At 59.5% G+C, this 26,785-nt stretch carries 22 protein-coding genes; 11 read left to right on the forward strand and 11 right to left on the reverse strand.

All coding sequences use genetic code 11. The features are described from left to right. Positions 1-169: 169 nt before the first annotated feature. Together BXU06_RS15655 and BXU06_RS15660 are read right to left on the reverse strand one after the other, a co-directional pair. Positions 170-1,120 carry an Rpn family recombination-promoting nuclease/putative transposase gene (locus tag BXU06_RS15655; RefSeq protein WP_077301715.1) on the reverse strand — a complete coding sequence of 317 codons (951 nt, stop codon included), beginning with the start codon at positions 1,118-1,120 and terminating at the stop codon, positions 170-172. Positions 1,121-1,140: 20 nt separating this feature from the next. Further along, positions 1,141-2,175 carry an Rpn family recombination-promoting nuclease/putative transposase gene (locus BXU06_RS15660; RefSeq protein ID WP_077301719.1) on the reverse strand — a complete coding sequence of 345 codons (1,035 nt, stop codon included), beginning with the start codon at positions 2,173-2,175 and terminating at the stop codon, positions 1,141-1,143. Between the two features lie 102 nt (positions 2,176-2,277). On the opposite strand from BXU06_RS15660, the gene BXU06_RS15665 reads away from it, so the two are divergent. After that, positions 2,278-2,604 (forward strand): type II toxin-antitoxin system RelE/ParE family toxin, encoded by a 327-nt coding sequence (locus BXU06_RS15665; RefSeq protein WP_077302977.1) that lies wholly within the window; start codon positions 2,278-2,280, stop codon positions 2,602-2,604. Beyond that, a complete protein-coding gene (locus tag BXU06_RS15670; protein ID WP_077301722.1) occupies positions 2,597-2,908 on the forward strand; it encodes a helix-turn-helix transcriptional regulator in 312 nt (103 codons plus the stop codon). The genes BXU06_RS15665 and BXU06_RS15670 overlap by 8 nt, the downstream gene beginning before the upstream one ends. 159 nt (positions 2,909-3,067) lie before the next feature. Here the strand turns inward: BXU06_RS15670 and BXU06_RS15675 are convergent, their stop codons facing one another. Further along, positions 3,068-4,066, reverse strand: a complete 999-nt coding sequence (locus BXU06_RS15675; RefSeq protein WP_077301725.1) for an Rpn family recombination-promoting nuclease/putative transposase — start codon at positions 4,064-4,066, stop codon at positions 3,068-3,070. 20 nt (positions 4,067-4,086) lie between these two features. Next, positions 4,087-5,073: an Rpn family recombination-promoting nuclease/putative transposase gene (locus BXU06_RS15680; protein ID WP_077301728.1), complete on the reverse strand. Its 987-nt coding sequence runs from the start codon at positions 5,071-5,073 to the stop codon at positions 4,087-4,089. A gap of 263 nt (positions 5,074-5,336) precedes the next feature. Between BXU06_RS15680 and BXU06_RS15685 the strand changes: the two genes are divergently transcribed. Next, entirely contained in the window at positions 5,337-5,579 is a 243-nt protein-coding gene (locus BXU06_RS15685) for an AbrB/MazE/SpoVT family DNA-binding domain-containing protein (RefSeq protein WP_077301731.1), read from the forward strand. Then, positions 5,579-5,917: an endoribonuclease MazF gene (mazF, locus tag BXU06_RS15690; protein WP_077301734.1), complete on the forward strand. Its 339-nt coding sequence runs from the start codon at positions 5,579-5,581 to the stop codon at positions 5,915-5,917. Before BXU06_RS15685 ends, mazF begins: the two co-directional genes overlap by 1 nt. 955 nt (positions 5,918-6,872) lie before the next feature. Here mazF and BXU06_RS17770 read toward each other — a convergent pair. Continuing rightward, on the reverse strand, positions 6,873-7,457 hold the full coding sequence (locus tag BXU06_RS17770) for a hypothetical protein (protein ID WP_171982244.1): 585 nt from the start codon (positions 7,455-7,457) through the stop codon (positions 6,873-6,875). Between BXU06_RS17770 and BXU06_RS15695 the strand changes: the two genes are divergently transcribed. Beyond that, complete coding sequence (locus BXU06_RS15695) at positions 7,458-9,428, forward strand: S-layer family protein (RefSeq protein ID WP_171982245.1); 1,971 nt, start codon at positions 7,458-7,460, stop codon at positions 9,426-9,428. A gap of 404 nt (positions 9,429-9,832) precedes the next feature. On the opposite strand, the gene BXU06_RS18280 is transcribed toward BXU06_RS15695, so the two are convergent. From BXU06_RS18280 to BXU06_RS18415, 4 genes are all read right to left on the reverse strand, one after another. After that, on the reverse strand, positions 9,833-12,160 hold the full coding sequence (locus BXU06_RS18280; RefSeq protein ID WP_077301740.1) for a calcium-binding protein: 2,328 nt from the start codon (positions 12,158-12,160) through the stop codon (positions 9,833-9,835). An 87-nt stretch (positions 12,161-12,247) separates the two neighbouring features. Beyond that, positions 12,248-16,183, reverse strand: a complete 3,936-nt coding sequence (locus BXU06_RS15705; RefSeq protein WP_077301743.1) for a DUF4214 domain-containing protein — start codon at positions 16,181-16,183, stop codon at positions 12,248-12,250. 535 nt (positions 16,184-16,718) lie between these two features. Next, positions 16,719-17,693, reverse strand: a complete 975-nt coding sequence (locus tag BXU06_RS15710) for an Rpn family recombination-promoting nuclease/putative transposase (RefSeq protein ID WP_077301747.1) — start codon at positions 17,691-17,693, stop codon at positions 16,719-16,721. 129 nt (positions 17,694-17,822) lie between these two features. Further along, positions 17,823-17,945: a hypothetical protein gene (locus BXU06_RS18415; RefSeq protein ID WP_256364051.1), complete on the reverse strand. Its 123-nt coding sequence runs from the start codon at positions 17,943-17,945 to the stop codon at positions 17,823-17,825. Between the two features lie 105 nt (positions 17,946-18,050). Here BXU06_RS18415 and BXU06_RS15720 point away from each other — a divergent pair, with 105 nt between their 5' ends. Together BXU06_RS15720 and BXU06_RS15725 are read left to right on the forward strand one after the other, a co-directional pair. Further along, positions 18,051-18,353 carry a type II toxin-antitoxin system MqsR family toxin gene (locus BXU06_RS15720; protein ID WP_077301753.1) on the forward strand — a complete coding sequence of 101 codons (303 nt, stop codon included), beginning with the start codon at positions 18,051-18,053 and terminating at the stop codon, positions 18,351-18,353. Positions 18,354-18,355: 2 nt separating this feature from the next. Further along, positions 18,356-18,757 carry a type II toxin-antitoxin system MqsA family antitoxin gene (locus BXU06_RS15725; protein ID WP_077301756.1) on the forward strand — a complete coding sequence of 134 codons (402 nt, stop codon included), beginning with the start codon at positions 18,356-18,358 and terminating at the stop codon, positions 18,755-18,757. Between the two features lie 175 nt (positions 18,758-18,932). On the opposite strand, the gene BXU06_RS15730 is transcribed toward BXU06_RS15725, so the two are convergent. Continuing rightward, complete coding sequence (locus tag BXU06_RS15730; protein WP_077301759.1) at positions 18,933-20,246, reverse strand: FecR domain-containing protein; 1,314 nt, start codon at positions 20,244-20,246, stop codon at positions 18,933-18,935. 157 nt (positions 20,247-20,403) lie between these two features. Between BXU06_RS15730 and BXU06_RS15735 the strand changes: the two genes are divergently transcribed. The 4 genes from BXU06_RS15735 to BXU06_RS15750 all read left to right on the forward strand — a co-directional run bounded on the left by BXU06_RS15735 (position 20,404) and on the right by BXU06_RS15750 (position 24,915). Next, positions 20,404-21,672, forward strand: coding sequence for a tetratricopeptide repeat protein (locus BXU06_RS15735; protein WP_077301762.1), 1,269 nt, complete (start codon positions 20,404-20,406; stop codon positions 21,670-21,672). 74 nt (positions 21,673-21,746) lie between these two features. Next, positions 21,747-22,799 (forward strand): Rpn family recombination-promoting nuclease/putative transposase, encoded by a 1,053-nt coding sequence (locus BXU06_RS15740; protein ID WP_077301765.1) that lies wholly within the window; start codon positions 21,747-21,749, stop codon positions 22,797-22,799. Between the two features lie 53 nt (positions 22,800-22,852). Next, positions 22,853-23,857, forward strand: coding sequence for an Rpn family recombination-promoting nuclease/putative transposase (locus BXU06_RS15745; protein WP_077301768.1), 1,005 nt, complete (start codon positions 22,853-22,855; stop codon positions 23,855-23,857). Positions 23,858-23,910: 53 nt separating this feature from the next. After that, entirely contained in the window at positions 23,911-24,915 is a 1,005-nt protein-coding gene (locus BXU06_RS15750; protein WP_077301768.1) for an Rpn family recombination-promoting nuclease/putative transposase, read from the forward strand. Between the two features lie 19 nt (positions 24,916-24,934). Here BXU06_RS15750 and BXU06_RS15755 read toward each other — a convergent pair whose 3' ends face one another. Further along, a complete protein-coding gene (locus BXU06_RS15755; protein WP_077301771.1) occupies positions 24,935-26,776 on the reverse strand; it encodes a CHASE2 domain-containing protein in 1,842 nt (613 codons plus the stop codon). Between the last annotated feature and the right edge of the window lie 9 nt (positions 26,777-26,785).

A 26,785-nucleotide genomic window follows, 5' to 3' on the forward strand; every position in this document is an offset into this window, starting at 1 on the left:
TCTGGCTTGTCGGTTGTGGGTAAACACCAGTCAATCGCATGATAAAAACATTCATGCGATTGCCCTGGGATGAAGCCCAGCACCAAGTCACGCACCACTTCGGGGGCGGAGAACAGCAGCTTGTAGGAAGCATCGGTGTCGTGGGGCACGGTGGGTTGTGTAGCGCTTGTCAGGCGTGCTCAAACACCTCGGCCAATGTCTTGGCGTCCAGCACCCGGTCACTCCACCGCTCCAGTTGCGCGGAACTCGCGGAACGGATTCGAGCGACGCAGTCAGCAGGCAGTGCGCCAAAGCGGCGGGTGAGCAAGCGTTGCAGCAACAGGGCTTCGCCTTCTTGTCGACCCTCTTGCTTGCCACGCTGTTCATGCTGCTGTGCCCACTGGTCAAACCGTTCTGCCAAGGTCATTTTCAGCTCCTTCAAGTCGCGCACCTTGGGCAAGGCCAGGGTGTGTTTGCTTTGTCTTAACAGCACGGCCCGGATCCAGATGGCAAACGTGCGTTTCAGCTCTGGCTTGCCTTCCAGCCATTCGTTCAACAGATCAATCAGTTGCAGCAGTGCCTGTTCGTTTTCCGGGTGTTCTACCCGGATGATGGCCGCCACCAGGTTTTTCAGCTCGGCCAGATCGGCGTCGGTGTAGCGGTTTTCGTCGATCAGCAGGTATTCCAGCTTGGGCAGGTGTTTGGCCACCAGGCCGGGGGCTTTGGGAATCAGATCGGCGATGTCGGTGGCGGCGCGCCAGTTGCCCTGGCCGTTATACAGCACAATCGGCAGCACGGGCGGCAACCGCCGGCCTGGCAGTACGTCGCCGCGCCGGATCAGGTCCTGATAGAGCAGGCCGAGGTAAGTCATCATTCGCACCGCCATCCACGGGTCGGCGGTGCTCTGGAATTCAATCAGCAGGTAAAGATACACCCATTCACCGTCGGCCTTGACTCGCCAGACCACATCATCGGCGCGGTCGCGCAGGTCGTCGGTGACGTAGCTGCCGGGGATTTTTTCCAGGGTGGTGTAATCCAGACTGTGCAGCCAGTCGTCGGGGATGAAGCCCAGCACCAGGTCATGCACCACTTCGGGGGCGGAGAACAGCAGCTTGTAAGAGGCGTCGGTGTCGTGGGGCATGGGGGTATTGTCGATCTTGGTCAGGCTTGCTCAAACACCTCAGCTAATGTCCTGGCGTCCAGCACCCGATCACTCCACTGCTCCAGTTGCCCGGAACTTGCGGCCCGGATTCGAGTTACGCAGTCGGCAGGCAGTGCGCCAAAGCGGCGGGTGAGCAAGCGTTGCAGCAGCAGGGCTTCACCTTCTTGCCGACCCTCTTGTCGCCCTTCTTGTCGACCTTCTTGTCGACCTTCTTGTCGACCTTGCTGCTGACCTTTCTGCAAGCCCTCCTGCCACCCCACCAGCTTGCCACGCTGCTCATACTGCTGCGCCCACTGGTCAAACCGTTCGGCCAAGGTCATCTTCAGCTCCTTCAAGTCGCGCACCTTGGGCAAGGCCAGGGTGTGTTTGCTTTGTCTTAACAGCACGGCCCGGATCCAGATGGCAAACGTGCGTTTCAGCTCTGGCTTGCCTTCCAGCCATTCGTTCAACAGATCAATCAGTTGCAGCAGTGCCTGTTCGTTTTCCGGATGTTCTACCCGGATGATGGCCGCCACCAGGTTTTTCAGCTCAGCCAGATCGGCGTCGGTGTAGCGGTTTTCGTCGATCAGCAGGTATTCCAGCTTGGGCAGGTGTTTGGCCACCAGGCCGGGGGCTTTGGGAATCAGATCGGCGATGTCGGTGGCGGCCCGCCAGTTGCCCTGGCCGTTATACAGCACAATCGGCAGCACGGGCGGCAACCGCCGGCCTGGCAGTACGTCGCCGCGCCGGATCAGGTCCTGATAGAGCAGGCCAAGGTAAGTCATCATCCGCACCGCCATCCACGGGTCGGCAGTGCTCTGGAATTCAATCAGCAGGTAAAGATACACCCATTCGCCGTCGGCCTTGACTCGCCAGACCACATCATCGGCGCGGTCGCGCAGGTCGTCGGTGACGTAGCTGCCGGGGATTTTTTCCAGGGTGGTGTAATCCAGACTGTGCAGCCAGTCGTCGGGGATGAAGCCCAGCACCAGGTCATGCACCACTTCGGGGGCGGAGAACAGCAGCTTGTAGGAGGCGTCGGTGTCGTGGGGCATGGGGGTATTGTAGCGGTCAGTGGGGCGATGCAGAAGGTGTTGCCATTGTTGGCGTGACGGGCTCCTCTTGCTGCAGGTTAGCATATTCGCTAACATTTAATGATGAACTGGTCAATCAATTACTTCAATGAGCGTGTCCAACGAGAAATCGCTGAATGGCCAGTGGGGATTTACGCTGACTTTCTGCGCTTGGTGAGCCTCATGGAGAACCATGGTGCCGATCTTCGACTACCGCACTCACGGGCGATGGGCGAAGGTTTGTTCGAGCTACGTTGCAAGGGTAGTGAAGGGATCGGCCGCGCTTTTTACTGCACGATGGTTGGTCACCAGATCGTCATTCTGCACAGCTTCATCAAGAAAACACCGGAAACGCCAGCCCACGAACTCAAAACGGCCCGCAAGCGACTCAAGGAGATTAAACATGGATAACGACCGCTACAATCCAGTTCGCCTAGATATCCAGGCAGAACTTGCTCACGCGATGCAGCGGCCAGGCTTTCAGGCAGCCTGGGAAGCGTCAGAAGAAGAATATGCCGCGATCAGCGAGCTGCTGCAGGCGCGCAAGGAAGCAGGGCTGACACAGGAAGAAGTCGCCACTCGCATGGGCACAACCAAAAGCGCCATCTCGCGTCTGGAAGCCTCAATTCGTAGCAACAGCCATTCCCCTTCATTCGCTACACTACGCAAATATGCACACGCCTGTGGCAAGCGGCTGATCATCAAGATGGTGTGATGTCTCACCTCACCGCCTACGCCACACGCATCCCTGCCATCCCCATCTCTTCATCCCGTTGACCCACGTGCAGGTAAGCTCCATCGCTTAACGGCTACCAGTACAAGCCGCTTGATAAGAGGCATCGGTACGCGGGGCATGGGGTAGCGGAGTGGTTGATCAGGCCGGATCAAACACCTCGGCCAGCGTCCGGGCATCAAGCACCTGGTCACTCCACTGCTCCAGCTGCCCGGAACTCGCCGCCTGAATTCGGGCGATATAGTCAGCGGGCAAGGGGCCAAAGCGGCGGGTGAGCAGGCGCAGCAACAGCAGGGCTTCGCCTTCTTGCCGGCCCTCCTGTCGCCCTTGCTGTTGGCCTTTCTGCAAGCCTTCCTGCCACCCCACCTGTTTGCCGCGCTGTTCGTACTGCTGCGCCCACTGGTCAAACCGTTCTGCCAAGGTCATCTTCAGCTCCTTCAAGTCGCGCACCTTGGGCAAGGCCAGGGTGTGTTTGCTTTGTCTTAACAGCACGGCCTGGATCCAGATGGCAAACGTGCGTTTCAGCTCTGGCTTGCCTTCCAGCCATTCGTTCAACAGATCAATCAGTTGCAGCAGTGCCTGTTCGTTTTCCGGGTGTTCTACCCGGATGATGGCCGCCACCAGGTTTTTCAGCTCGGCCAGATCGGCGTCGGTGTAGCGGTTTTCGTCGATCAGCAGGTATTCCAGCTTGGGCAGGTGTTTGGCCACCAGGCCGGGGGCTTTGGGAATCAGGTCGGCAATGTCGGTGGCGGCGCGCCAGTTGCCCTGGCCGTTATACAGCACAATCGGCAGCACGGGCGGCAACCGCCGGCCTGGCAGTACGTCGCCGCGCCGGATCAGGTCCTGATAGAGCAGGCCAAGGTAAGTCATCATCCGCACCGCCATCCACGGGTCGGCAGTGCTCTGGAATTCAATCAGCAGGTAAAGATACACCCACTCGCCGTCGGCCTTGACCCGCCAGACCACATCATCGGCGCGGTCGCGCAGGTCGTCGGTGATGTAGCTGCCGGGGATTTTTTCCAGGGTGGTGTAATCCAGGCTGTGCAGCCAGTCGTCGGGGATGAAGCCCAGCACCAGGTCACGCACCACTTCGGGGGCGGAGAACAGCAGCTTGTAAGAGGCATCGGTGTCGCGGGGCATGGGGGTATTGTCGATCTTGGTCAGGCTTGCTCAAACACCTCAGCTAATGTCCTGGCGTCCAGTACCCGGTCACTCCACCGCTCCAGTTGCCCGGAACTCGCTGTGCGGATTCGAGTTACGCAGTCGGCAGGCAGTGCGCCAAAGCGGCGGGTAAGCAAGCGTTGCAGCAATCGTGCCTCACCCGTTTGTTCGCCTTCTAGTCGCCCTTCTTGTCGCCCTTCTTGCCACCCCACCAGCTTGCCACGCTGCTCGTACTGCTGCGCCCATTGATCAAACCGTTCTGCCAAGGTCATCTTCAGCTCCTTCAAGTCGCGCACCTTGGGCAAGGCCAGGGTGTGTTTGCTTTGTCTTAACAGCACGGCCCGGATCCAGATGGCAAACGTGCGTTTCAGCTCTGGCTTGCCTTCCAGCCATTCGTTCAACAGATCAATCAGTTGCAGCAGTGCCTGTTCGTTTTCCGGATGTTCTACCCGAATGATGGCCGCCACCAGGTTTTTCAGCTCGGCCAGATCGGCGTCGGTGTAGCGGTTTTCGTCGATCAGCAGGTATTCCAGCTTGGGCAGGTGTTTGGCCACCAGGCCGGGGGCTTTGGGAATCAGATCGGCGATGTCGGTGGCGGCGCGCCAGTTGCCCTGGCCGTTATACAGCACAATCGGCAGCACGGGCGGCAACCGCCGGCCTGGCAGTACGTCGCCGCGCCGGATCAGGTCCTGATAGAGCAGGCCGAGGTAAGTCATCATTCGCACCGCCATCCACGGGTCGGCGGTGCTCTGGAATTCAATCAGCAGGTAAAGATACACCCATTCACCGTCGGCCTTGACTCGCCAGACCACATCATCGGCGCGGTCGCGCAGGTCGTCGGTGACGTAGCTGCCGGGGATTTTTTCCAGCGTGGTGTAATCCAGGCTGTGCAGCCAGTCATCGGGGATGAAGCCCAGCACCAGGTCACGCACCACTTCGGGGGCGGAGAACAGCAGCTTGTAGGAGGCGTCGGTGTCGTGGGGCATGGGGGTATTGTAGCGCTTGTCAGGTGTGCTCAAACACCTCTCACGCCGAGTGATTTTTTCTTCGTCGCGTATTCCAGTTCGGAAAAGCTGGCTTGCTTTGTCATGTCACCATCCACGTTCAATGGGCTGATGTTCGCTGATCAGGAGGCTTAGATCCAGCGGTTGGGGAATAAATCAGTGTGTCCCCAGATACGTTCTTTGATACTGGGAAGTAAATTACCTATACTGTCAACGTATCTACATTTGTTTCAACGGAGATCGGCATGGCACTTCAATTCGTTAAGAAATGGGGTAACAGTCCCGCAGTGCGTTTGCCGGCCGCCATCATGGAAGCCGCACACCTCTCGCTTGATCAGCCCGTCGAAGTGCGAGCTGAGAATGGCCGTATCGTCATCGAGCCGGCAGCACCGGTCTACAGCCTGGATGATCTGCTGGCCGGCATTACAGCCAAGAACCGGCATACCGAGCAGGACTTTGGGTTGCCACAGGGTCAGGAGTTGCTCTGATGGCGGTGTACGTACCGGATGAGGGCGACATTGTCTGGTTGAATTTCACGCCACAGAGCGGACACGAGCAGGCAGGGCGGCGACCGGCTGTCGTCTTGAGTCCGAAGGCCTACAACCAGCGCTCGGGGCTATTGATCTGCGTGCCGATCACCAACCAGATCAAGGGTTATCCTTTCGAGGTCGTGCTTGGGGGGAATGGCGCAACCGGTGCAGCACTGGCCGACCAAGTCAAGAATCTCGACTGGAAATCCCGGCAAGCTGAACGCAAGGGGCAAGCCACACCGACCGAGATGGCCGAGATCAAGGCGAAGATCAAGGTGCTGCTCAAATTTGCCTGAGCTGCGTCAAAAAACCGTCGCCTGTCCCCTATATTCAGTTCGTCATAGCGCATCGCTGGGCGGTGGGAAACCATCAAGAAACAGCGGATAGTCCCCCGTTGGATGCCGATAGCTAGTAGCCAGTCACCATGATCTGAATCGACTGACAGGCGATTAGACCGTTTTCGGCATGAGTTTCATCTGACGTGTCGTTCCCGCGCAGGCGGGAACCCAGACCGCACCACAGTGTGCGCGGTGGGCATGGCGCAGGTAAGCGCTCGTGAGAACTCACCCCGCTGTGCGCTGTGGACACGCCTGGATTCCCGCCTGCGCGGGAATGACTCGGTGTCGTGCGGCGAGTAGTTCTTCATGGCGACATGAACCCTTGTGTTTCAACGTGACTGGCTACTAGGTTAAGCCGAACGAGCACGGTTTGCTTCGCGGTCTTAAACATTCAATGCCGTGTCAGCGTGGGGGCAGCAGGTGACGGGATGGCGTTGAGTTGAAAGGCTTGCCCCCGGTGAGCAGGGGGATTAGGGAGTCGACAGATTAAACGGAGTCTGTTCCCTATTGTTCCTCAGGCAGAAGGGATTTGCCATCCCCAAAACAAATGAGAACCATTGTCAAAAACTATCCTACCCGCTACCATATCCACCAGTATCATGTTTGTCAGCACCCTCAGGCATGACACCCCGCGCCAGCCATTCGCTCCTCTGTGACCCAATCTCGGTCCCTGCCCGGTTCAGATCACAGAGTCACGCCCAGCCAGCCTTGCAGCAGCCAGCACATCCGCATGCCCCCTGACAAAAGCGGTATCACCATGGGAAAATAGCGGATTATCTGGCACACAGCAGCCAGTGCGCTGCATTGAACCCCAACCGCCCTTCCCCAACGCACGCGGAAGCGCCACGTATCCGGCCTGCGGTTGCACCACCCAGCCCAATCCACAAGAGAGACACTGATGGCAAAGGTTTATTTAAGTAGCAACGACAGCTTTATCTTGTCCAGCCTGGCCCCCGTATACGGTGCGGAAGGCAGTGAAAAGCTGATTGCCGATACTGGTTCCGCCGGGGTGGTGGCCGACCAGAATATCGAGCGCATTGAACTGCCGGGCGCATCTAGCAGTTACAGTTTTCAGCAAACGGGAAATCAGCTGCGGATTTACCAGGGCAGCACCCTGTTTGCCACCCTGACCATTCAGGACGACAGCGATGGCACCTTGCTGGTGTTCAGCAATGGCGCGGTAGCGGTAAAAATCAGCAATGCTGGCATGACCCTGGGTGGCAGCAGCGTGCCTGCCAGCGCCGCCAGCCCGGTAACGCCGCTGACGCTGGATACCGGCACGCTGAGCACGGCCAAACAAGGACAAAGTGCAGGACAGAAATTTACCCTGACCAGCGCCACAGATACGCTGGTGCTCACCCAGGGCAATGACACCATTGATGGGGCCAGCGTAGCCAACAGCATCAGCGGCGATGTCATTGTAGACAGCAGCAGTACCGATAACGATATTGCCACCCTCAAGCTGACGCAAACCCCTGCCCGCCCGACCATCAGCCATGTGGAAACCATTGATGTGGCTTTTGAGGGGTTTAATGTCGTGTTTGATGCCACCACCGTGGACCACAGCACCATCAAGGTATCCACCACCACCGACAGCCAGACCAAAGCCAGCCTGACCGGGCTGAACACCAACCAAGTCAACGTGGACGTAAGCACAGGCATCAGCAATCTGGTGTTGGACAGCCTGGCAAACGGCACTGGCAGCAGCACCGTCAAGCTGGCCGGGGGCGCGCTCACCCTGTCCGCCAGCGCCAACCATCTGGCCACGCTCGGCCTGAATAGCGCGGGCAGCAGCGCCAATACCGTGACGCTGACCCACAACCCCGGTGCACTGGAGATTTCTGGCAACCAGAATCTGACCCTGGCAGGGGCGTTAGCCAATTTTAGCGGTGACACGCTGACCAATGGCCTGAGCAGCGGCGCAACCCTGACACTGAAAAATACCAGCACATTGGCCACGGCGGTCAACCTGAGCCAGGTAACGGTACGGCTATATGATCTGTCGGCAGATTCAGGCGGCCAGACGGTCACCCTGATGGCCGGAACAACCGACCTCACCCTGAATGACAGCAAGGCCCATGCCGCTACGTTTACCGCCAATGGCTCGGCCAGCAATGATGTGTTGAATGTCAGCGCCAAGCAAACCTACGGCGCTGGCGCATTCAAAACCGTGGGCTATGAAACGGTGAAAATCACCGACAGCACAAACACCGCCCAAACCCTGACCAGCGCTGATTTTGGCGCGGCCAACGTCAGCATCAGCAATCCCCAAAGCTACACCTTTGCCGGGTCGCTGGTGGCGGGCAATCTGGATGCCTCCGGACTGAGTGGCAGCGCCACACTGAGCGTCAGTGATTTTAGCAATGGCTCTGCCACCAGCAGCACTTTGATCGGCACTAATAATAACGATGTGATTGTGGTGGATAATAATCCAGGTGAGTTCATCACTGTAGATGCCAAAGAGGGTGCAAACAGTATCAGTGTCAAATCTGCGAGCGACACCAGCAATATGCTATTCAAAACAGGAGCAGGTGCAGATACACTAACCGGAGGGGGAGGGAACGATAATTTCATCAGTGGTGCTGGCGCAGATAGTATTACCATGGGTGCAGGTAATGACTTGGTGTTCGCCGAGGCAGGTGATGACAATATTATTGCAGGAATCAACCTAACTGCTACTGACACTCTGCAAGGGGGGGATGGTACGGACACGCTGACAGTGAGCGATGACACGGCATCTACCGACCTAGACAATGTTAGCAGTTTTGAAACTCTCACCCTGGCTTTGACGGGCAATGCGGCATGGGTGACTCGTGATCGCCTGATTGCCTCTGGCGCCACGTTGACGGTGACCCAAACCAACAACTTTTCACTGAACCTAGACGCCTCGGCGGAAACCGACGGCAAGCTGAGTGTCACCGCCAATGGCTCCAGCGCTCACACGGTGATTGGTGGTGCTGGAGCCGACACCATCACCATGGCGGCGTCCGCCACCGGGGCGAACAAAATCACCGGCGGTGGCGGCGCAGACACCATCGCACTGGGTGGCTCTAACAGCGGTGTGGTCTACCTGATTAACCCGACAGACTCCACCGTCAGCAGCTACGACACGATCACCGGTTTTCACAGCGGGTTTGACACCATTAATCTATCCGCAACCAACCTGAATCAGACATTTACCATTGCTGCCAATGTCACTGCTGCCGCTGGGGTGACTAACGGCATTGCCACTGGTAAATTCACTTTTGATAAAGCCGCCGCCACTTCATTAGCTGATGCAATCAGCCGGGTGGGGCAGGATGTCAAAACCAGCGGTAACGCTGTGGTGTTCACCTATAGCTCGAACGTGTATTTCTTTGCCGATATGGACAATACCACCGCCACCAGCAGTGATATCCTGATCAAACTGACTGGTGCAACAATGACCGACCTGATCGCCACAGGCGAAGCATTTGCCATGGCTTTATAAGAAGGTCAAGCACAGTCCCTCTGTCTCGCCAGAAAAACCCTGTAGCACAGCGCATTCACGCCCACTAAAGTGTAGCGCTGTGCTGCCACCTCTCTAACGCCCAAGCTGAATTGTCACAAGCCATACAGGCTAATAACGACTTAGCCATATTGCGTATAAAATAATGGTGGGCATATCCATTCGAGACATTATAACCATGTGGCTATGTGTGATATATCTTCCCCTAAAACTACACATCTAATGAAATTCATAGGGTTTGTAAGGTTATTTCCGAGCCAATGAACTGTTTAATTAATAAGAAACCGCCTCGTACAAGACGAGGCGGTTTCTTTGCCGTGATGAACTGGTGCGGGCAAGTCAATGCAACAGAACAAATACTTGCTGCACCATTTCATCCATCCTAATTAAGCCAGGAACAGGAAGTTAGCAGTTGCGACAGTGGTGACATCCGTGATACCGGTCAGGGTAACCAGCTCGGTGTAAGTGCCAGCAGAAGTCGGGGTGGTCGCGGTGGTGGCCAGGTTGTAGCCGCCGACGTGACCGTTGGTGCCATCAGTCCACACGATGATCAAGTCATCGTTGGCGCTCGGAGCACCAGCCAAGGTCAGAGCGCGGGAGCCACCAGACTCAATCGCCACTTTCATTGCGGCGGACGAAGAGAAGGTACCGTCAATCACGATCACGTTTTCGCCAGCAACCAGGCTCTTCGCTGCAGCAACGTGAACAACCTTGGCCACGGTGCCGGCAGTGATAGCCGTGGTACCGCTACCGTCCTTCGGAACACTCAGGGTGGAAGTGTCACCGATCGAGAAGGCGATCACGTCAGCACCGTTGGTGCCACTGATGGAGAAGTCACTGATGGTGTCAATGGTTGCGCCGTTGGCGATCACAAAACGATCGTCGCCGGTACCGCCGGTCAGGGTGTCAGCAAATGCACCACCGTTGATGGTGTCGTTGCCAGCACCGCCACGCAGGTTGTCAGCAGCACCGCCGCCGGTGATGCTGTCGTTGCTGGAGCCGCCAACCACGGTGGCAGCATTTGCACCAACGGTCACGGTCAGCTTGCCGGTCAGGCTGGAAGCAGTCAGCAGTTCGTTGGTGGTAGCAGTCCAGGTGCCGATGTTCAGGTCCTTGCTGCCGCTCACCACAACGGTGTCCACGGTAGTCGCGGTAGCATTAGTGTTCAACACGGTCAGGGTGGAGTCGATGGTGTTGTTGGTGATCACCAAGGTGCCCACGCCAGCGCCAGTCGTCACCGAATCTTGCACAGCGGCGGTAGCCGAAGTACCGGTCAGGTCCAGCTTCAGGCTGCCGCCACCAGCAGTGATGGCGGTGGTGCTGGCGTTGTCCACGTCGTAAGTCCGGGTGCCGTTATTAACCGAGAGCTTCAGGGTGGTGGCTTCGTTGATGGTGATGTTTGCACCAGTAGTGGCCGTCACGTTGATGGTGTCCACAGCCGCACGGTTGAAGAAGCTAGGAGCCGAAGTCAGGGTGCCGGTGGAGTGTTGCAAAGTAACAGCACCTGCACCAGCAGCCTTCTCAATCGCCACACCGCTTGTACGGGCGGCACCAGCCACAAAGTCCAGGTTGCCCTTCAGGGTCAGCGCTTGATCGCCACCCACGGTCACCTTGTTGCCAGTCGCCACGCCAGCCAGGGCAGCGGTGTTGGCCATGGTGATGGTGTTAGCAGCGGTCTTGCTGTTCAGGGTCAGCGTTTCGATGGTGCCAGCAGTCACGGTCAGACCGTTTGCGCCACCAGTCAGATTCACGGTGAAGGCATCAGTGCCAGTACCACCATCCAGAGTCAGAGTGGAGTTGGCCACAGCGTTCAGGGTGACGGTGTCACCGCCAGCGCCGCCAGTGATCGACACGGTGCTGGCAGCAGCGCCAGCGGTCACGTCAACGTTGCTGCCAGTGCCAGTAGCGGCAGTGCTGAAGCCCAGGATCGACACGTTGTCAGCAGTCACCACAGCAGCAGCCTTAGTGGCAGCGGCGTTGGCGACGGTGGCAGTAGCGCCAGACACGCCTGCAGCCAGCTTCAGGGTCTTGGTGCCGGTCACGTTGGCCAGATCCAGGCCCACGGAAGCGTAGGTGCCGGTAGCGTTGATGGTTTCAACGTTGGTGATGGTGGCGGTTGTGGACACGTAGCCGTTCATCGCCAGATTCAGGGTGTCCGAATCGGTGGTGCTGGAGTCGATCACCAGGTCGGTGGAAGCCAGGGTGCCAGCGGCGCCGGTGACAGTGTCGTTGCCAGTGGTCAGAACCAGGGCGTCCGGGGTGGAGTTGCTGGTCAAACTGAAAGCTTGGCCAGTGGTAGTGGTGCCGGTGGAGGAACCCGAACCAGTAGTGACGGTTGCGTCGATGGTGGTCGGGGTCACGGCAGCAGCAGCAGCGGACGGCACGGTAGCGCCACCCAGGGTCATGCCGGTAGCAGCAACTTTCACGCTCACGGAACCGTTGGTGAACACCACTTGGGTACCGTCGGTGTCATCTTGCACCGGAATGGTGGCCACCAGGGTGGTGCCGCTGAACACCTTCAGTTGGTTGCCCGACTGTTGGAAGGTGTAAGCGCTGGAAGCGCCGGCCAGGTCAACACGTTCCACGTTCTGGTCAGCCACCACGCCGGTTGCGCCGGAGTTGACGATCAGCTTTTCGGTGCCGGTAGAACCGAACACGGAAGCAGCGCCGGACAGGGTGAAGGTGTCGCCAGAATCAAGATAAATCTTAGCCATCTTTAAAAGCTCCTAAAAATTTTCCGGTTCCCCACTGAGCCAGTCAGCTCAGTGAGGGAACATTACAAGTTAATTACCCGAAATTAATCAGGCCAGGCTACCAGCACCGAAGGCGGTGTTGAAGGAGGACACACCGAAGATACCGGCATCGGTTGCTGCCGGGATACCGGTCAGTTGAACCACCACGGTTTGACCACCGGAAGCGTACTGCACTTCAACGATACCATCGGTAAAGCTGGCGTTGTTGACAGTGGCCAGGCCAGCGGTCGGGAACACCAGCTTGTCGCCAGCGCCAAAGCCAGCGATGTTGTAGGTGTAGTTGCCCAGCGCCACGTTGAAGGTGGTGTTGGTAGCTGCGGTTTCGGTAACCGAACCAGCAGCAGTCACAGCCACGGTGCCAGCGGTGCCGGTACCAGTGCCAGTACCACCAGTGCCAGCGGTGCCGTTCAAGCCGGTCGGGCCGTTGGTCAGGAAGTAGTTGGTGGCGCTGGAGTTGGTGAAGTTGGCAGCGGTCAGGCTGGTCCAAGCCACGTCGGCCAGGTCGATGGTGCCTTGCAGGGTGGCCACAGCGTTGGAGGCACCAGCAGCGTCAACCACGGTGTACACCGAAGCGACGTTGTGTGCGTTCACCGACAGGAACACGTGGTCTTGTGCAGCAGCGTTGGCAGCGTTGAACAGGGCTTCAACGGCAGCCTTTTCGGTCACGGTAGCCGAGGTTGCCAGGGTGGTGGCGGCCTGGATGGTGATCGACTTGTCGGTGGTGTAAGCCGCGGTCAGGGTGGTGCCCTTCAGCGCGGTGAAGTCGAAGTAGTCTTGACCGAAGCCGCTGTCGTCGAAGTTCACCACGGTGTCGTTACCGAAGCTGGTGCCGATCACGATGGTTTCGTTGCTGGAAGCAGCAGCGGAGGTGCCTTCGGTGGTGCCCAGCACGATCACGTCGTTGTCAGCGCCCGGCAGAACCAGGTTGTCGCTGGTGGACAGGCTGTTGTTGCCGGTGATGCTGGCAGCGCCGTCGTTGGCCATAGCGGTGACGTAGTCGCCGTTGGTCACGCTGAATGCGGTGTAGGCAGCAGCGATGGCAGCAGACACGGTAGCAGCGGTCGGAGCGGTCAGGCCGTAAGCAGCGCCAGCAGCAGCAATTTCGGTAGCCGACAGGGCAGCCACTTCAGTTGCGGTCAGCGGGGTCAGGGTGACGGCCAGATCGGTGGTGGCCATTGCGCCGTCGATCAGGGACTTCACCACCAGGCTGTTAGCCGGGCCGTCTTCGGCAACCAGCAGCTTGCTCAGCACGGCGTCGCCGTTGATGGCCTTCTTGATGGCCTGGTTGATTTCCAGGTCGGTGGTCTTGTAGCTGGTGCCGGTCACGGTCACAGCGGTAGCGGTCGGGATGCCTTGGAAGGTGACAACCAGCTTGCTGTTGTAGAAGTTGTACGATTCGTTGGTGTCCGAACGCAGGTCGTTGATGTTGCGACCGGAAGCGCCGTACAGGCCAGCAGCCGGAGCAGCGCCGAAGGCGGTCACTTGGTCAACGGTGTTGAACACCCACTGGCCCTTCACGTAGGAAGTGGCAGCGCCGCTGTAGCCGGTAGCGCCCGAGGTGGTCACGGCTTGGAAGCCGGTGTTGTCGGTGTAGATGGTGTCGTTACCAGCGCCACCGTCGATCTTCACATCGCCAGCACCCGGGGTCCAGATGGTGTCGTTGCCAGCGCCGCCGCTCACGGTGACGTTGTTGTTCAGATCCTGGTTGTTGTACCAGTTTTGGCCATTACCCGGGTTGTTGCGCACGCCAGCAACGATGTCGTTGTTGATCAGCTTCAGGGTGATGGAGTCGTTACCTGCGCCACCGTCGATGTTGAAGGTGAAGTCTTCACGGCCAGCAACCACCAGGCTGCGGCTGGATACCACGGAGCCATCAACGTCAACCACGATCTTGTCGTTGCCGGTGCCGGTCAGGTAGTTGAAGTTGGCGATCGAGCCAGTGCCGAAGCCATTCACGCCGTCGCCGGTGTTAACGGTTTCTTTCGGGTTGGCTTGGGTGTCAACCAGGTTCATGTACTTGGCGATGGAGCGTGCGGTCACTTCAGCGGTGAACGACAGGTCGCCAGCAAATGCAGCGTTGGTGGCCACACCAGCGGAGTTGGACGATGCGCCGGAAGCGTCGATCAGGCGAACGTCGGAGAAACCGTAGGCGTTGTGCTGGGTAGCGGAACCCGGCAGGGCGGCGTCGATGCCGGTGCCGTAGCTGGTGGCGGTGCCGGTGGTGGACACAGCGGTCGGAGCCACGTTGTTGTCAACGTTGCTGTTGCCCAGGGTCAGTGCCACGTTGCCATTGACAGTCAGGTCGCCCTTGTCTTTTTCGGTGGTCACGTAGGCAAAGCTGCTGCTGGTGGTGGCACCATTCTTGATCACAACTTCTTGCAGGGTGTTGTTGGTCGAGTTGATGGTTTGCAGCTTGCTGTTGTCGCGCACTTCGATTTCGAAGCGTTCAACGCCCAGGGAGGTGGAGGTGTCGCCCACGGACAGGCCACCGATTACCAGGTCGCCACCGGTGGAGCCACGGCCCACGTCGTCCAGGATAACCTTGGAGGTGACTTTTTCGGTGCTGGTGCTGGCAGCGGTAGACATGTTGGTGTGCAGGCCGGAGCTCGGCGGCACGGCGCCAGCGGCAACCCAGCCAGAGCCGGTGCCGGTGGTCACTGCTTCACCCTTGGTGCTGGTCAGGGTGATGGTGGTGCCGGTTTGCGGGCTGCCCAGGGTGTCGGACACGGTGAACGAACGACCAAAGTCAACGGTGAAGTTGGCCAGTTCCGGCACAGCCTTGACGGCGTCGGTGATGGCGGTTTTCAGTTCGGCGTAGGTCAGCGCGTTGTCGATGGCGGTGGAAGCAACCTTCACCAGCTTGCCGTTCACGTAGAACTGGAAGCCGTTGTACGGGTTGTCTTTCAGCGGGCCGGTGCCGGCAGCGTTGGAACGGGTGTCCATCACTTCCAGGGTCAGGGTGCTGCTGGCGTTGTTGGTGGCGCGCAGGGACAGTTGGTCGAAGTACACACCGTAGTCAACATGGCCCGGGTCGGTTTCGACCATGGCGATGGTGATGTCCTTGGTGATCTGGGTGTCCAGAATGCGGACATCTTCGATCAGCAGGTCAGCACGGCTGTTGTTGGATTCCCACTGGTTCACGCCAACCATGCGTTGTGCGTCGATTTGCACTTCGCTGGTGGAAGCAGTGTTGTTGTCGGTGCTGTCCTTGGATACGGCTTGGGCGCGGATCGACACGGTTTCCACATCGCTGGTTTCAGCGGTGATGGCAAAGTTTTGCGAGTTGCCGATGTCGGCGCTCAGGGTGTCGGTGCCGCCGCCGCCAGCGATCTTGTCACCGGATTGCAGGGTGTTCGAGTTGTCGAAGATGCGAGCGGTAAAGGTGTCGTTGCCGGTGGTGCCAACGATGTTGTCCTGGCCGGTGGTCAGCGAGGCACTCAGCGAAGCAGCAGCAGCGCCGCTGGCCACGGTGGTGGTCAGGGCCGGCAGGGCAGCGGTGGCAGCGGTCACGGTGGACGCTTGGTCGGTCACGGCGCTCAGCCAGGTCTTCACTTGGGACAGGGTGGCGTTGCTGGCTTGTGCGTAGCCAACGATTTCCGAGGTGGTGTCCAGAGCGGTGGTGAACGAGGTGGCAGCAGCAACCTTGTTGTCGATGATGGTCTTGTCGGTGCCTTGGGCGCCAGCGTTCACGGCGTTGGCGATGTTGCCCACGGTGACCTTGCCTGCGTCCAGCTGGCCAACCCAGTAGTTCAGGCCAGCCACGTCCGGGCTACGGCCAAACAGGTTTTGGTAAACGGTATTCACAACTTGGGTGCTGTTCTGACCGGTGAACAGGGCCTTGTACTCTTGCGAACCAGCAAAAGCGTTGAACAGGTCAGCGATGCTGCCGTTGTAGCTGGTCCAGTAGTTCAGGCCAGCAACGTCAGCCGGGCGATTGAAAAACGCCACATAAGCATTTTGAATTTGTGCGGTGGTCAAAGCCATTGTTTACAGCTCCTTGGAAGAATATTCTTGTTAAGACACCCGCCGGCCAACCGGAGACACTGACAGGCGCCTGGTGCAGTAGATTGCGAAGCGTATAGTGTCAGGTTGTGGTTGCCGAGGGTGTGATGTACGTCACATTTCATGGCAGAGCGTGCGAGTGTTGCGTAATAGCAACAGCGGCCATTTTATGGGGCGTTGACGTGCTGTCAAGCTTGATTCGGTGGATGGTTTTGTGGATAAGCCGTGTATTGTTTGGGTGTTGATTGAATTTATTTTTGTTTTTCAATCGGTTACCAGTGGCCAGTTTACCGCACTATCAGCAGGGCGTGTGCCGTGAATTTGTGCTGGAATGCACAAATTGTGTGTAAGGGGCTTGATGGGGAGCGGAGTGGTACTTGGAGGCGATGTGCTTGGTTCGCCGCCCTGCGGCTGATGAATGCCAGCGCGTGGCTTTCTGCTGTTGCGGGGTCGCGCTCATGGAGACCAAGCATCGACTACAGCGATGGGACGGGTGCGGAGGTCGCCAGAACAATGCTCAATGCCGGGTTTCACCAAACACCTCGTCCAGCGATTTGGCCTCCAGCACACGATCACCCCAGGTTTCCAGCTGGGCGGGCGTGGCAGCGGCAATGCTGGCCAGGTGCATGGCCGACAGCGCGCCAAAGCGGCGGGTCAGTTGTCGTTGCAGTAACAAGGCTTCACCCTGTTGCATGCCCTGCTGGATACCTTGCTGCATCCCCTTGGCAATCGCCTGCGCTTCCCAGCGGTCAATATTGGTTTCCAGCATTTCCATCCCTTTCGTCAATTCTTCGGCATCGGGCACGGCCAGTCCGGGCATTTTGCGCTGCAACCGGTGTTTTATCCAGCGCGTCACCACCCGGTCGATGCGTTGCTTGAACGGGGAGTGGGCGACGGCGTCAGCCAGGTTGCGGATGGCGCGTTTGGCAGCGGCGGTGTCTGGCGTGTGTTCAAAACAAAAGATGGCTGCCACCACCCGGTGCATATCTTCCAGTTCGGCGGCGGCAAACGCGCCTTGATCGAGCAGCCAGAATTTCAGCCGGGGCTGAAACGGCTTGAGCACCTGCGGATGGACGCGGATCAGATCGTAGAGTTCGCTGCTTTGCCGCCAGCGGGCGTCGCCGTTGTACAGCACGATGGGCAATACCGGGGGCAGCCCTTCGGCGGGATTGACTGCCTTGCTGCGCAGCAGATGGTCGTAAAGCGCAGCCACATATTGCAGCATCCGCGCCGGCATGGTGTCGTCCGGGGTGGATTGGAATTCCAGCAGCAAATACAAGTAAATCCGCCGTCCCTGCAATTCGACCGACCAGACAAGATCATCCGCGCGCGGCTTCATCGCTGGAGTGACGTAGTTGCCGTTTTCCAGCCGCAAGGTGGTGTAATCCAGCAAAGCGGACACCCCCGGCGGGGCAAAAGCTTCCAGCAGTTCCTGCACCAGTTCGGCGTGGGAAAACAGGTATTTATAACCGCTGTCGTGGAGGTGTGCCATCGCCCAAGTGTAGCGTGACGGATGGGTGGGCTCAAGCTGCTACTTCAGGGCGGCAGAGGGTTGATGCGCTTGCCCTGGGGATACGACGCCCGGCAGCCGGGCGTCGCACTGAGCCACGCGCCCAATCTGCTATTTCTTCACGCCCCACAACGCCACGCCGGTGGCAACGGTCAGGTCGTCGATCCGGGATTGAAAGGTATAGCCGGCCTGGGTGCTGGCTTGAGCGCCGGCCAATACGCCTTGCACGGTCATGTTATTGCCGTCCAGAAACTGGCTGGCGCAGCTGAAGGTGCCATCACTGCCTTGGATCGAAAATAACCTATTTGCCAAAAAAACCTAATAGGTTACAATCAGCGTATGGAAAAAAGCATTCCGCACAACAAGTTGCATGTGGTCAAGGCATTGATCAAGGCCGGTCAGGTCAGAGCCACGGCTACCGCGTTTTGTGGAGCGCGTGAGCTGGGTATCAACAACTTGGCAGGGATGTGCGCAGTGGTGAAGGCGCTTACTTCCGCTGATTTCTACAAAAGCATGACCACTCACGCCGACCACCGTATTTGGCAAGATGTGTACCGCACTCGGTTAGCGGGCGAAGCTGAGGTGTACCTAAAGTTGACAGTGATTGATGACTTGCTGGTTGTTTCGTTCAAGGAGCTTTAACCATGAAATGTCCTGTATGCGGCGCGGTTGAGTTGATTCACGATACGCGCGACATTTCCTATGCCTACAAGGGCGAATCCACCATGATCCCTGCGGTGACGGGCGAGTTCTGCCCTGCGTGTGGCGAAGTTGTTCTGAACCGCGAGCACGGCGATCGTTATAGTGAAATGATTGGTGTATTCCAGCGACAGGTGAATTCGGCATTCGTCGATCCTGGCTATATCACCCGGGTGCGTAGAAAACTTGATCTCGATCAGCGTCAGGCAGCCGAACTCTTTGGCGGTGGTGTGAATGCGTTTTCACGCTACGAAAACGGCAAGACCAAGCCACCGCTGGCTTTGGTCAAGCTGTTCAAACTGCTAGACCGTCATCCTGATCTACTCGACGAATTGAGAGCCACCTAAACTTGCCGCTAATCGGAACCCACCGGCGATGAAGGGACCAAAGACGCGCTGATTTATTCAGAAAAATCGTTTTTGCCAAAAACAGAACTCAGCAAAATCAAAACCCTGGATCCCCACCTTCGCGGGGATCCAGGGTTTTTTCAGCGTTCCCTGGGCACAGCAGCCCCCCCAATCACTATTTCTTCACGCCCCACAACGCCACGCCGGTGGCAACGGTCAGGTCGTCGATCCGGGATTGAAAGGTATAGCCGGCCTGGGTGCTGGCTTGAGCGCCGGCCAGCACGCCCTGTACGGTCATGTTATTGCCGTCCAGAAACTGGCTGGCACTGCTGAAGGTGCCATCACTGCCTACATTGCCTTGCGCCTGGCGCGTCAGGCGGATGTCTTGTGACACCAGGTCAAACTGGGTGGCAAAGCGGCTGCGGTCAAAGTCGATCGACAGGCTGGCATTTTCCAGGCTGGCCAGCTGGGTGGCACCATTGCGCTGAAACTGCGCCATGCTGCCTTGCAGGGCAAAGTTCAGGTTGCCAGTCGGGGCTTGCCAGCTGGCGTTCTGGTGGCGCAGCAGGGCAAAGTCGCCGGTCAGGGCAGCCATCCGGTAGCCTTCGGTGCCCAGGGTGTCCAGATTGATGCTGGCCGATTGTTCGGCAATGGTTTTCCAGCGCCCCCAGCTGATGGGTGCTACCGAGTTGGGCAGGGTGACAGCCGGTGCCGTGCTGCCGTTTACCACGGTGGCTTTATCCAGTTCGGCCAGCTTGAGCGGCACCAGGCTGGATTCCAGGCTGGTGTCGGATGAGCGGCGGATGCTGTTGCGCGAAGTTTTGCCTGGCTCATCCGGAAGCGGCGGGGTGTTCACATCGGGCAATAGCGCCTTGCCCCGGATCAGTTCGGGCACTTGCTGGCCCCGGCTGATTTGCAGCACTTCGGCACTTTGCCGGGCAAACAGTTCGCGGCTGTTCGGGCTTTCGCACGGGCCGTTGCCATCGGGTGAGCAACCCTGGCCGAAGCCGCTGACCACGACGCCTCCGGATAAAACCGCAATACGGGTGGTTTGTGCATCGGTAAATACGGTAAAGTCGGTGCCCCGCACGCCGATAGCAGCAATTGGCGTGTTGAACCGGAAATTTTGCCGGGCATTTTTCACCGCCTGGCCGGAAATACTGCGCGCCACACCCTGCTGGAGCTCAATTTTGAACCGACTGTTGGCCGGTGTGTCAGTATCGGCCTGGTAGGCGACAATGCTGGCTTCACTGTTTGGCCGCAAAATCAGGAAACCGTTGTCCACCGTCTTGATGTAGAGATAGCCATCTGCGCCAGTGCTCAGACGGTCGCCGGGCTGAACGCTGTTGCCGGCCTTGGCCGGCTGGCCCTGCAGGCGGACTTCGCCCACGCTGAGCACCACCTTGCCGGCTTCGCCGGCCCAGCAAACAGTGGCCAGGCTAAACAGCACAGCAGCAAGCAGGTGGCGGATAGGGGTATGGATGCCCATTATTCGGTACTCCCTGTGAAACTCTCTTCATGCAGCCATGCCAGCAGCGTGTTCGCCAGCGGGTTGGCTGCATGTTTGAATATAGCGTAGATGGATCATTCAAGTAGATGGATAGCATAGCATTGTGGGTGTTCCCCAACACGGAAAAATTGCTGGAATGAGGGTCCCACATTCTGCCGGACAAGCGGCAAACACACGCGGCATCCGTTGCTGGGCCACCTTGCTGCTCGGCCTGCTGATGCTGCTGCCTTTCCCTGCGTGGGCGGATACTGACGCCCCTGCTGCCAACCCGTATCTGGAGGCGATGCAACCGCTGATCGAAGGCCGTTTTGAAGAGGCCAGCGAAGCGTTGCACCGGCTGGTGGCGCAGGAGCCGGAACACGCCGGAGCCTGGCTGGATCTGGCCATCCTGCAATGCCGGCTGGGCAATGCCGAAGAAGCCGAAATCCTGTTTCAGGCGATTGAGGTGCGCTTTGATCCCCCCCCCGGCATCCGGGAAATCATTGCCCTGCAGCGCGCCAAAGGCTGTCAGGCTCCTGCGCCACGCTGGGAAGGACGCCTGCGCCTGAGTCGCGGCAGTGACGACAATGTCAATCAGGGGGCGAGCAATCCCAACTTTACTATCGGCCAGGGCAGCAATCTGTTGAGCCTGGTGCTGTCACCCGAGTTTACCCCGCAGCGCGACCGCTTTAATAATCTGTCGCTGGAGGGGTCGGTCAGCGGCGCGAATGGCTGGCAAGGGTATGCCCAGTTACAGGCCCGCCGCTACGATCATCTCTCGCGCTACAACAGCGTGTCCACTTCGGTGGGGGCGGAGCGGGTGCGCCGCTTTGCCGGCTGGGATACCCGGCTGGGGGGCTCACTGGGGCTGACCCAGTTGGGCGGGAAGGACTACCAGCGCTATGTCTCGCTGAATGCCTGGCTGACCCCGCCGCTGCCGCTGCCTGCAGGTTGGCAATTGAGTGGGCTGACCGGGGTCAGCCACGTGATGTACCCGTCGCGCTCGTATTTTGACTCCAGCCTGTGGGAAGCCCGTGGCGTGCTGACCTATCAGCAAGGCCCCATCTGGCTACAGGGCAGCGGCGGCTACGGGGTGGATATTGGCAATGGTGCCCGCGCCGGCGGCGACCGGCACGGCCTGTTTGCCAGCCTGTCGGCACGCGCCGCACTGGGGGGCGGCATGCTGGGTGAACTGGGCTGGTTGTATCAGAGCTGGGCGGGTGCCCGCAGCTATTCTCCCGGCCTGATCGACGTGGCCCGCCGCCAGCACACCCAGCTGTTGCGGGCGATGGTTTCGCTGCCGCTGAGCAAGGAACACGGGCTGTTTCTGGAGTATCGCATGGTGCGCAATCGGGAGAATATTTCCCTGTTTGCCTACCAGAGCCGCAGCGTGCAGCTGGGCTGGCAGTGGCAGTTTGGCCGCTAGCAAACACGGGGAAATCATCTTGGCGCCCCCCCCTGATGTTTGCCTCTGACCGACGGTAATGCCTACAATACCCCATGGCACATCTGCACGATACCGGTTACAAGTTCCTGTTTTCACACGCCGATCTGGTGCGTGAGCTGCTGGAAACCTTCGCCCCGCCAGGCCTGGCCCCCTTGCTGGACTACGCCACCCTGCGCCGCGAAACCGGCAGTTTTATCACCCCGGCCATGAAACAGCGTGAAGACGATATTGTCTGGTCGGTCGAGTTGAGCGGCCAGCGCATCTATCTGTATCTGCTGCTGGAGTTTCAATCCTCGGTGGACCGAGGCATGCCGGTGCGGATCATGCAATATGTGTCGGCCTTGTATGACCATCTGGTGCGCAGCAAAACCGTTGACCTGGCCCAGGGCTTGCCGCCCGTGCTGCCGATTGTGTTGTATAACGGCGACGCCCGCTGGAAGTACAGCCCGGAAGTGTTCAACCTGATCCAGCCGCATCCCACGGTATTGAGCGAATTCCAGCCACGGCTGAAGTTCTGGCTGCTGGACGAAGGCCGTTTCAGCGCCAACTATCTGGAAGGCTTGCAAGGCGTGGTGGCGGCCATCTTCCGGATGGAACACCCGAATGACACCGAAGAAACCCGACAGGCCATCCGCTATTTTGGCCAGATGGTGGCCGACTCACCGTTCAGGGCAAGCATTGGCCGGGCCGCGATGGAGTGGCTGCACTACCGCCTGAGCCACAAAATGCCAGGCCTGGATGTCCCTGATATCGACCAACTGCTGAAAGGAACCGACATGCTGGAAACCCGCGTGGCCAAATGGCGTAGTGACGCAGTGCTGGAAGGAAAACGGGAAGGGCTGCAGGAGGGAAGGCAGGAAGGACGGCGAGAGGGCCGACAGGAAGGGCGGCAAGAAGGGCGAAAAGAAGGACGGCAGGAGGGCCGACAGGAAGCGGAACACAGCACCCGGCTTCAGCTGTTGCAACTGCTGCTCAACAAGCGCTTTGGCCCGCTCGATCCGGCGATTCTGGCACGCTTGCCACTGGCCAGCACGGCCCAGTTGGATGACTGGTTTCAGCGCGCGCTGGATGCTGCCAGCCTGGCTGAGGTGTTTGACCTGCACTGAGCGCCAGCGACTTATCTGGATGCTATATCAGCGCCTGCACGTTATGATACCCCATGGCACATCTGCACGATACCGGCTACAAGTTCCTGTTTTCACACGCCGACCTGGTGCGTGAGCTGCTGGAAACCTTCGCTCCACCAGGCCTGGCCCCCTTGCTGGACTACGCCACCCTGCGCCGCGAAACCGGCAGTTTTATCACCCCGGCCATGAAACAGCGTGAAGACGATATTGTCTGGTCGGTCGAGCTGAGCGGCCAGCGCATCTATCTGTATCTGCTGCTGGAGTTTCAATCCTCGGTGGACCGGGGCATGCCGGTGCGGATCATGCAATATGTGTCGGCCTTGTATGACCATCTGGTGCGCAGCAAAACCGTTGACCTGGCCCAGGGTTTGCCGCCCGTGCTGCCGATTGTGTTGTATAACGGCGACGCCCGCTGGAAGCACAGCCCGGAAGTGTTCGACCTGATCCAGCCGCACCCCACGGTACTGAGCGAATTCCAGCCACGGCTGAAGTTCTGGCTGCTGGACGAAGGCCGTTTCAGCGCCAACTATCTGGAAGGCTTGCAAGGCGTGGTGGCGGCCATTTTCCGGATGGAACACCCGAACGACACCGAAGAAACCCGACAGGCCATCCGCTATTTTGGCCAGATGGTGGCCGATTCACCGTTCAGGGCAAGTATTGGCCGGGCCGCGATGGAATGGCTGCACTACCGCCTGAGCCATAAAATGCCAGGCCTGGATGTCCCTGATATCGACCAACTGCTGAAAGGAACCGACATGCTGGAAACCCGCGTGGCCAAATGGCGTAGTGACGCAGTGCTGGAAGGAAAACGGGAAGGGCTTCAGGAAGGGCGAAAAGAAGGACGGCAGGAAGGCCGGCAAGAAGCGGAACACAGCACCCGGCTTCAACTGTTGCAACTGCTGCTCAATAAGCGCTTTGGCCCGCTTGATCCGGCCATTCTGGCCCGCTTGCCACTGGCCAGCACCGCCCAGCTGGATGACTGGTTTCAGCGCGCGCTGGATGCTGCCAGCCTGGCCGAGGTGTTTGACCTGCACTGAGCGCCAGCGACTTATCTGGATGCTATATCAGCGCCTGCACGTTATGATACCCCATGGCACATCTGCACGATACCGGCTACAAGTTCCTGTTTTCACACGCCGACCTGGTGCGTGAGCTGCTGGAAACCTTCGCTCCACCAGGCCTGGCCCCCTTGCTGGACTACGCCACCCTGCGCCGCGAAACCGGCAGTTTTATCACCCCGGCCATGAAACAGCGTGAAGACGATATTGTCTGGTCGGTCGAGCTGAGCGGCCAGCGCATCTATCTGTATCTGCTGCTGGAGTTTCAATCCTCGGTGGACCGGGGCATGCCGGTGCGGATCATGCAATATGTGTCGGCCTTGTATGACCATCTGGTGCGCAGCAAAACCGTTGACCTGGCCCAGGGTTTGCCGCCCGTGCTGCCGATTGTGTTGTATAACGGCGACGCCCGCTGGAAGCACAGCCCGGAAGTGTTCGACCTGATCCAGCCGCACCCCACGGTACTGAGCGAATTCCAGCCACGGCTGAAGTTCTGGCTGCTGGACGAAGGCCGTTTCAGCGCCAACTATCTGGAAGGCTTGCAAGGCGTGGTGGCGGCCATTTTCCGGATGGAACACCCGAACGACACCGAAGAAACCCGACAGGCCATCCGCTATTTTGGCCAGATGGTGGCCGATTCACCGTTCAGGGCAAGTATTGGCCGGGCCGCGATGGAATGGCTGCACTACCGCCTGAGCCATAAAATGCCAGGCCTGGATGTCCCTGATATCGACCAACTGCTGAAAGGAACCGACATGCTGGAAACCCGCGTGGCCAAATGGCGTAGTGACGCAGTGCTGGAAGGAAAACGGGAAGGGCTTCAGGAAGGGCGAAAAGAAGGACGGCAGGAGGGCCGACAGGAAGCGGAACACAGCACCCGGCTTCAGCTGTTGCAACTGCTGCTCAACAAGCGCTTTGGCCCGCTCGATCCGGCGATTCTGGCACGCTTGCCACTGGCCAGCACGGCCCAGTTGGATGACTGGTTTCAGCGCGCGCTGGATGCTGCCAGCCTGGCTGAGGTGTTTGACCTGCACTGAGCGCCCTCCGTGCATCTCGTTACCCGGCGTGTCCCCGACCTACCGTAAACACCGCCATCATCGACTCGGTACCACGCAGCTGAATGCTGCCCAGCGGAATCAGCGTGTGCTGGGTGATGCGGCTGGCGGCTTCGCTGCCAATGATGATATCTGCCGGCAGGGTGCGCGCGGCGGATTCCAGCCGTGAGGCAAAGTTGATGCAGTCGCCCACGGCGGTATAGCTGCTGCGGAAGGTGGTGCCCAGGTCGCCCACCAGTGCCAGGCCGCTTTCGATGCCGATGCGCACGCGCAATGGCGGCAGCGCCTCGGCATGGCGTTGCTGGTTGAGCGCAGCCACTGCCTGCAAAATATCCAGTGCCGCTGACACCGCGCTGTCAGCCTGTTCCGGGCAGGGCAGCGGCGCGCCCCAGAACGCCACCAGGCCATCTCCGGTGTATTTGTCCAGGGTGCCGCTGTGCGCCAGGACGGGCGCGGTCAGCCGTTCGAGAAAGTCCCGGATCAGCCGGGCGGCGTCGGGCAGCGACAGCGCGGCCATGGTGCGAGTGTAGCTTTCCATGTCGGCTATCAGGATGGTGACTTCGCGCAGGGTGGGGGTCAGGGTGTCGAGCATACCCCGGCGCACCAGTTCATTGAGCACCGATGGCGCGACATAGCGGGAAAACGTGCTGAGCAGGCGCTTGTTGCGCTGCTGGGTTTGCCACCATTCAAACGGGATGGCGGTGGCCAGTAGCAGCAAATAGGCGCTGAGTGGCGCGCTGATGGACCACTCGGCCCCGCGCTGCACGCCCCACAGCCCGAGCAGCAGCCAGCTGCCGGTCAGCAACAGCAGTAACAGCACATTGCCCCAGGCGGGCAGGCGCGGCATGGTGAAGACAAACAGCAGCGCGCTGGTCAGCACCCACAGCGCCAGCAGGCCACGGCCATGCCAGGGGTGCTGGCCACTGCCCTGCTGCACATCCAGCAGCGCCGACAGGCTGGCGGCATGCACCAGCACGCCGGCATTCAGCGGGGCCAGCGGCGTGCTGACATGGTCGCCCAGGCTCAGCGATGAGGCCCCCACCAGCACATAGCGTCCGCCCAGCAGGGAGGGTTCCACCCGCTGCTGCAGGATGTCGGCGGCAGAAATCACCGTATACGCCTGCCATTGGTAGGGGTAGGGAATCCGCCAGGTGGCTTCGTCCAGCTGGGGCAAGCTGGAGGGGCTGCCCGGCGGCTGGGCGCAATCCAGTACAGTGGCGGCAAACAGCGGATAGTCGCGGCCCTGAAACCGGGTGAGCGGGGCCAGCCGGCGCAGCACGCCGTCGCTGTCTGGCCGATAGCCAATATTGCCCAGGCAGCGCGCCTGGCTCAGGCCGGCATGGTTGGCAATATAGCCGTGGGCCGCCACAACCTGAGCCGGGTCAGCCCGCGCCGGCTGGCCGCCGCTCAGTTGCCCTTGCTGCAGCGGCACACTGCGGGCGGTGTAGTCAAAGATTTGCGCCAGGGTGACGGGCGCGTGTTCGGCCAGCAAGGCCAGCCGGGCGTCGCCGGCGGGGTCGGCGGGCTCGGGAAACAGGATATCCACGCCAATGCCGCGCACCTGGTAGTGGGTGAGCAGAATTTCCAGCAGGTCGGCAATGCGCTGGCGCGGCCATGGCCACGGTCCGAGCTGCTGCAGGCTGGCTTCGTCGATGTCAATTACCGCCACCCGGTGTTCGGGCTGCTGGCTGGCGCTGACCTGATGCTGCAGGTCGCGCAGTGCTTCGTCAAACCGGGTCAGCAGTTGCGGGCGCTGCCACTCCACCCAGCCGGCCAGGCAGCAGGCCAGCAGCACCAGCCCCAGGCGAATGCCAAGCAGTTGGGCCGGGCGGGGCAAGCGCATCGCACGCGA

Source organism: Aquaspirillum sp. LM1 (assembly GCF_002002905.1).
Taxonomy (GTDB): domain Bacteria; phylum Pseudomonadota; class Gammaproteobacteria; order Burkholderiales; family Aquaspirillaceae; genus Rivihabitans.

Excerpts from the sequence above, each read along its gene's own strand:
- BXU06_RS15670 (WP_077301722.1), top strand. The coding sequence starts at position 2,597 with ATGGATAACGACCGCTACAATCCAGTTCGCCTAGATATCCAGGCAGAA.
- BXU06_RS15705 (WP_077301743.1), bottom strand. The coding sequence starts at position 16,183 with ATGGCTTTGACCACCGCACAAATTCAAAATGCTTATGTGGCGTTTTTC.
- BXU06_RS15685 (WP_077301731.1), top strand. The coding sequence starts at position 5,337 with ATGGCACTTCAATTCGTTAAGAAATGGGGTAACAGTCCCGCAGTGCGT.
- BXU06_RS15680 (WP_077301728.1), bottom strand. The coding sequence starts at position 5,073 with ATGCCCCACGACACCGACGCCTCCTACAAGCTGCTGTTCTCCGCCCCC.
- BXU06_RS15740 (WP_077301765.1), top strand. The coding sequence starts at position 21,747 with ATGGCACATCTGCACGATACCGGTTACAAGTTCCTGTTTTCACACGCC.
- BXU06_RS15730 (WP_077301759.1), bottom strand. The coding sequence starts at position 20,246 with ATGGGCATCCATACCCCTATCCGCCACCTGCTTGCTGCTGTGCTGTTT.
- BXU06_RS18280 (WP_077301740.1), bottom strand. The coding sequence starts at position 12,160 with ATGGCTAAGATTTATCTTGATTCTGGCGACACCTTCACCCTGTCCGGC.
- BXU06_RS15745 (WP_077301768.1), top strand. The coding sequence starts at position 22,853 with ATGGCACATCTGCACGATACCGGCTACAAGTTCCTGTTTTCACACGCC.
- BXU06_RS15675 (WP_077301725.1), bottom strand. The coding sequence starts at position 4,066 with ATGCCCCGCGACACCGATGCCTCTTACAAGCTGCTGTTCTCCGCCCCC.
- BXU06_RS15720 (WP_077301753.1), top strand. The coding sequence starts at position 18,051 with ATGGAAAAAAGCATTCCGCACAACAAGTTGCATGTGGTCAAGGCATTG.
- mazF (WP_077301734.1), top strand. The coding sequence starts at position 5,579 with ATGGCGGTGTACGTACCGGATGAGGGCGACATTGTCTGGTTGAATTTC.
- BXU06_RS18415 (WP_256364051.1), bottom strand. The coding sequence starts at position 17,945 with ATGACCGTGCAAGGCGTATTGGCCGGCGCTCAAGCCAGCACCCAGGCC.
- BXU06_RS15725 (WP_077301756.1), top strand. The coding sequence starts at position 18,356 with ATGAAATGTCCTGTATGCGGCGCGGTTGAGTTGATTCACGATACGCGC.
- BXU06_RS17770 (WP_171982244.1), bottom strand. The coding sequence starts at position 7,457 with ATGGCTGATGGTCGGGCGGGCAGGGGTTTGCGTCAGCTTGAGGGTGGC.
- BXU06_RS15665 (WP_077302977.1), top strand. The coding sequence starts at position 2,278 with ATGAACTGGTCAATCAATTACTTCAATGAGCGTGTCCAACGAGAAATC.
- BXU06_RS15750 (WP_077301768.1), top strand. The coding sequence starts at position 23,911 with ATGGCACATCTGCACGATACCGGCTACAAGTTCCTGTTTTCACACGCC.
- BXU06_RS15660 (WP_077301719.1), bottom strand. The coding sequence starts at position 2,175 with ATGCCCCACGACACCGACGCCTCCTACAAGCTGCTGTTCTCCGCCCCC.
- BXU06_RS15735 (WP_077301762.1), top strand. The coding sequence starts at position 20,404 with ATGAGGGTCCCACATTCTGCCGGACAAGCGGCAAACACACGCGGCATC.
- BXU06_RS15710 (WP_077301747.1), bottom strand. The coding sequence starts at position 17,693 with ATGGCACACCTCCACGACAGCGGTTATAAATACCTGTTTTCCCACGCC.
- BXU06_RS15755 (WP_077301771.1), bottom strand. The coding sequence starts at position 26,776 with ATGCGCTTGCCCCGCCCGGCCCAACTGCTTGGCATTCGCCTGGGGCTG.
- BXU06_RS15655 (WP_077301715.1), bottom strand. The coding sequence starts at position 1,120 with ATGCCCCACGACACCGACGCCTCTTACAAGCTGCTGTTCTCCGCCCCC.